At 44.7% G+C, this 5070-nt stretch carries 4 protein-coding genes; all 4 read left to right on the top strand.

The annotated features are described in order from the left end of the window. Positions 1-76 precede the first annotated feature (76 nt). Entirely contained in the window at positions 77-433 is a 357-nt protein-coding gene (locus ACFSW8_RS06260; protein ID WP_377177746.1) for a hypothetical protein, read from the top strand. Positions 434-695: 262 nt separating this feature from the next. Next, on the top strand, positions 696-1082 hold the full coding sequence (locus ACFSW8_RS06255) for a DUF7668 domain-containing protein (RefSeq protein ID WP_377090625.1): 387 nt from the start codon (positions 696-698) through the stop codon (positions 1080-1082). 213 nt (positions 1083-1295) lie between these two features. Then, positions 1296-1679 (top strand): hypothetical protein, encoded by a 384-nt coding sequence (locus ACFSW8_RS06250; protein WP_377177744.1) that lies wholly within the window; start codon positions 1296-1298, stop codon positions 1677-1679. Positions 1680-2331: 652 nt separating this feature from the next. Beyond that, on the top strand, positions 2332-2838 hold the full coding sequence (locus ACFSW8_RS06245) for a hypothetical protein (RefSeq protein WP_377177742.1): 507 nt from the start codon (positions 2332-2334) through the stop codon (positions 2836-2838). The last annotated feature ends 2232 nt before the right edge of the window (positions 2839-5070 follow it).

The following is a 5070-nucleotide window of genomic DNA, read 5'->3' as shown; positions in this document are numbered from 1 at the left end:
AAAGTCGCCTAACTAACCTACCAATAATTTAGACACTCCCTGACCGAAATCCGTGGGGAAGCTCATTAGCCTAAATATGAAGCTCCTTACTATATTAGTTCCGATACTCATACTTTCTTCATGTAACCGTCTTTCTCATGATAAATCTGAATCAATACGTGCTTGGAGTATTTCACCCGAAGTAAATAAAAGACAAAATTCAGCCTCCTTCTCTTTCCAAAAATCAAATGGTTCATTGATTGTCGTTTCTACATCGGCACTTTCAGTAAAGTCTGGCGGTATGTGTTACTCAGGAGAACCGATTGCTCCTACAGGATTTTACGTTTACCCAGGTGGTCATAAAGTAAGTTCTATCGACTTGGCTCTTGAACTCATAGATAAGATTGACGGTTTAGATTTTCCAGATCTCAACTCTTCACTCATCAGCAATTAACAACTCCATTGGAGCCCGATAAATTGACCTCGTCTAACAAGACGCTAATTTGCCGATGCTATAAGGCTTCATTCGCTACTACAGCACCAGACCAGCTCCACTAAATTACCTCTGGCTAACAAGACGCTGCACCCAACCGCTCACCGCGGTTGACTTCCGCTCTCCTCTCACGCAATTCTAACTTAAACCCACAATCAAAGCTTCTCGGTCGTGTTCGCGGCTGGTGTGCTTTACGTTAGGCTAAATATACACGTACTCACACATGAAGGATACATTCATCCCAGTCACTAAGGACGAAGATAACGAACAGCCCATTCCTACTATCTGGCGTCCGCTGATTCACTCTATAGTAGATCGCTTAGTTGATCACGACTACGGTATCTCAGGTGGGTTATCTGGTGTTTTACCTGTCACAAAAGAGACATCAGATCAAATCAAAAACTATATCGACGATTACGGCGAGGTTCTGTCACGTTTACCCGAAAGAACTTGGGATTCATCTGTCTGTATATGGATGGAAACACACTGGGATATCCTAGTTGATCTATGGACTGAGGGCGAAGGAAGAAGTGATCTAGTTCTAGGAGCAAAGGTCTTCGAGACGAATTCTCAGTACTCAATCGAAGTTGATATGGTCTACGTGCCATAACTATGTATAAAATTGCCTAACAAGACGCTGCACCCAACCGCTGACCGCGGTTGAGCTTCGCTCACCATTTCCACCCCTCTATCCGTAAACAATAAATCACAGTACATTCCCCCGTCAGCGGTGCGGTGTGCTTTACGTTAGACTAAATTGAAACACCGAAACTACATTCTAAAAAATTACACGGTCCAAATCGTTGACTATGGAGTTTATTCTGTGTCTCACAAAGGTACGGAGGTGCCAGATAGAAAAACTACTGGGGGTGTCTGGTTCGAAATTCAAGATGAGAAGTTAGTTAACCAATCAACCCGCATTCTTCCAAATGACAAACAACTATTCGGTATTAGGTACATTGTCACAGGTCCGAAAAAGCATGAGTCCATCGAACTCGTGAACACAGTCGAATTTCCCTCAGGCATGGTGATTGGTGGGAAAGCGGTATATGAATCCCAATTCACGTCACACAACACTACTGATTATAGGATTCCATCACTATACAGCTTTGATGATTCACCCATAACATCAGGCCCTTACACCTTTAAGGTCTCTATGCGAGGTGTCACTCTGCTGACCAAAACACTAAAAATCGACTTTGTCTAACAAGACGCTGCACCCAACCGCTGACCGCGGTTGAGCTTCGCTCACCATTTCCAACCCTCTATCCGTAAACAATAAATCAAAGTGCATCCCCGTCAGCGGTGCGGTGTGCTTTACGTTCTACTAGATGATACCAGTCCTCTGCACCATGCATCTGAGTACAGCTCTCAGGTGTCGCAGGGGATTATTTGTTTATTGGCATTTCGTAGATATCATTTCTACTCGGCTGTCCCAGAGCCTAGTCAACAACACTTCATTGCACTCAGCTTCAATACGTTATAAGTCATTTCTAGAGACTCTCATGAGAGTCGCATCACCCATTCGTATTTCGCCCTTCTATCTTTTCTTGATTCAGCAGCCTTTTTGATAGCCGTGTTGCCCTATTTTCTGTCTAATTCAAGCCGTCGTGATTTTCGCGTCTACCACTGTTTTGCGTGTATTGGTTTCTGCTAGATTTTTGCAGTCTGACCAAGGGCGGCAGCGTTTCGACACACAAGCATGCAAGCTACATCGATTTTAGTAGAACAAGACGCTGCACCCAACCGCTGACCGCGGTTGAGCTCCGCTCACCATTTCCAACCCTCAATCCGTAAACAATAAATCACAGTACATTCCCCCGTCAGCGGTGCGGTGTGCTTTACGTTCTGCCAAAAAAATGAAACTATCGAAGTATTCCACTTTAAGCTTAGTTGCTTTTCTAATTGGAGTAATAACGGGTTGGTCTTTACGCCCCATAATCGAGGAAGAACCTCCAGTTCCACTAGCTGAATACGGTGGAACTTTTGACTTCGGCTTTAGTGCTGAAATAACGTATCACACTGAAAATAAGAAAGAAGGGAACGACTTTGTGATACATGAGACAACTTGGACATGGACTTTTCACAACCGTTCGGAGTTGCCCATTAAATTTTCGATACCTAGTCAGAGAATCTGTTTGGATCGCAGTATTTTCAGTAGGCAATTCATAGACATTCCCGAATCCATGTTAGTTGACCCTCCTATCACCATAGCTCCTGGTGAGAAGAAACCCCTTACTGCAAATCGCGGGGAGATATCGTGGCACAACACTAAAGAGAGAGAATTGGGATTCCAGATTGTTGCCAAGATTGATGAGACATTTCACATCCTTGGTTGTGCTGCTAATGTACGTGAAATTCGGTAGGCAGAACAAGACGCTGCACCCAACCGCTGACCGCGGTTGAGCTTCGCTCACCATATCCAACCCTCAATCCGTAAACAATAAATCACAGTACATCCCCGTCAGCGGTGCGGTGTGCTTTACGTTCTACTGGATAGACCCATTGCAGAGTGCTCCACTACTATTCCTATATAGACAAGACAGCATCTAGTTGCTTTACGTAACTTCTGCGGCCTAGAAGTTGCGATGATCACACAGAAGCTGTGTATGCGGGACTCTGGAGATTCATCATCGTGAACTTTATGATCATTACTCCTAACTCGCATAGCTGGGTATGCCTCCCAGAACTCTCGGCCTTCCATACGATGAGCCAAATCACGTTTTTAGGTTCGCATCACTTTGAGAGATCCTCGACGTCGAGATCTCAATGTAAATGACCGGTGATAGAACGACCTTGCTACACAGCTGCAGAAATCTATGATCCTTGGCGACAGATAATCTTCCATCCAGTTGGAAACCATCTATAGCACCATTTTGTAGAACAAGACGCTGCACCCAACCGCTGACCGCGGTTGACTTCCGCTCACTTCTTCAACTCTTCCATCCGTAAACAATTAATCAACGCGCATTCCCTGTCAGCGGTGCGGTGTGCTTTACGTTCTATCAGATATATCCTCAGCTTGCGTGCTCAACTAGCTATTTCAGTGCAGACGAGACAGCAGAGAAGTTTGATCGTTTTCCGAAATTTAAGAACTTTCTGACATTGTCCATAGGCTGCGCATTCGGAACTCTGGAGTTACATCATCATGAACTTAACGAACATTCTTCATAGCTCGCATAGCTGGGTAAGACTTCCTGAGCTCTCAGCCTTCCATGCAATGAGCCAAATCAGTTTTTAAGTTTCCTGCGTTTCTAGAGATCCTTGGCATCGCCCCCTAAATGTAAATGAACTGTGATAGAACGACCTTGCTACACAGTTGCATGAATCTAAGATCCTTTCCGGAAGATAACCTTCCATCCAGTTGGAAACCATCGAGTACACAAGCTTGATAGAACAAGACGCTGCACCCAACCGCTGACCGCGGTTGAGCTTCGCTCTCCTCTTCCAACCCTCAATCCGTAAACAATAAATCTCAGTTCATCCCCGTCAGCGGTGCGGTGTGCTTTACGTTAGCCTAAATAATGCCCAAGCGTATCACATACTTTCTAATCATTCTCGGGCTTGGTATAATTATCGGTTCATCATTCCGCAGTATACGAGGCTATTATGCCATTATCCCAATTATAGAAGATTCTAGGCCACTACTTACAGAAATCACAAACCATCACAAATCTACTGGAACTTATCCCAGCCATATATGGTTTCGCTCCAAAGGTGATATTCTTAGTACTTCAGAAGGTCGTATTTGGACATATTACAATCCCCCACTTATAAACCACAAAGGTAAGGAGATAATTTTAGCAGTTCCAGTAAATCATAATGATGACTACTTAATAGGATATTCAGATGGAGCATTTCTAGTTAGAAGTGCTTCCGAGCTACAAACTTCCGCTATAAACTGACTTTGGCTAACAAGACGCTGCACCCAACCGCTGACCGCGGTTGAGCTCCGCTCACCATATCCAACCCTCAATCCGTAAACAATAATTCTCAGTACATCCCCCGTCAGCGGTGCGGTGTGCTTTACGTTCTATCAGATATATCCACAGCCTGCGTACTAACTAGCTATCACAGTATAGATAGGACAGCTAAAAAAGCGTAATGTACATTACAAAGACATTCGCCATTACTTCCCTATTGTGGGGCAGTGTATTCGGGACTCTGGAGGCCCATCATCGTGAACTTTGCGTACGTTCTTCATAGCTCGCATAGCTGGGTAAGACTTCCAGAACTCTCAGCCTTCCATGCGATGAGCCAAATCAGTTTTTAGTTTCGCATCACACACTCCGAGATCCTTGACGTCGGCACCTATATGTAAATGACCTGTGATAGAACGACCTGGCTACAAAGTTGCATGAATCTACGATCCTTTCCGAAAGATAACCTTCCATCCAGTTGGAAACCATCGAGTACACAAGCTTGATAGAACAAGACGCTGCACCCAACCGCTGACCGCGGTTGAGCTCCGCTCACCATTTCCAATCCTCAATCCGTAAACAATAAATCATAGTACATCCCCGTCAGCGGTGCGGTGTGCTTTACGTTCTACTAGAGATATCCCATTGCAGAGTGCTCAACCAGATTACTCAGTGCAG

Source organism: Rubritalea tangerina, assembly GCF_042683245.1.
GTDB classification, from domain to species: Bacteria; Verrucomicrobiota; Verrucomicrobiia; order Verrucomicrobiales; family Akkermansiaceae; genus Rubritalea; species Rubritalea tangerina.
This window is presented reverse-complemented; position numbering and strand designations above follow the sequence as displayed.

Bases quoted from the DNA above. Each gene is read 5' to 3' on its own strand.
- ACFSW8_RS06260 (WP_377177746.1), top strand. From the start codon at position 77: ATGAAGCTCCTTACTATATTAGTTCCGATACTCATACTTTCTTCATGT.
- ACFSW8_RS06255 (WP_377090625.1), top strand. From the start codon at position 696: ATGAAGGATACATTCATCCCAGTCACTAAGGACGAAGATAACGAACAG.
- ACFSW8_RS06245 (WP_377177742.1), top strand. From the start codon at position 2,332: ATGAAACTATCGAAGTATTCCACTTTAAGCTTAGTTGCTTTTCTAATT.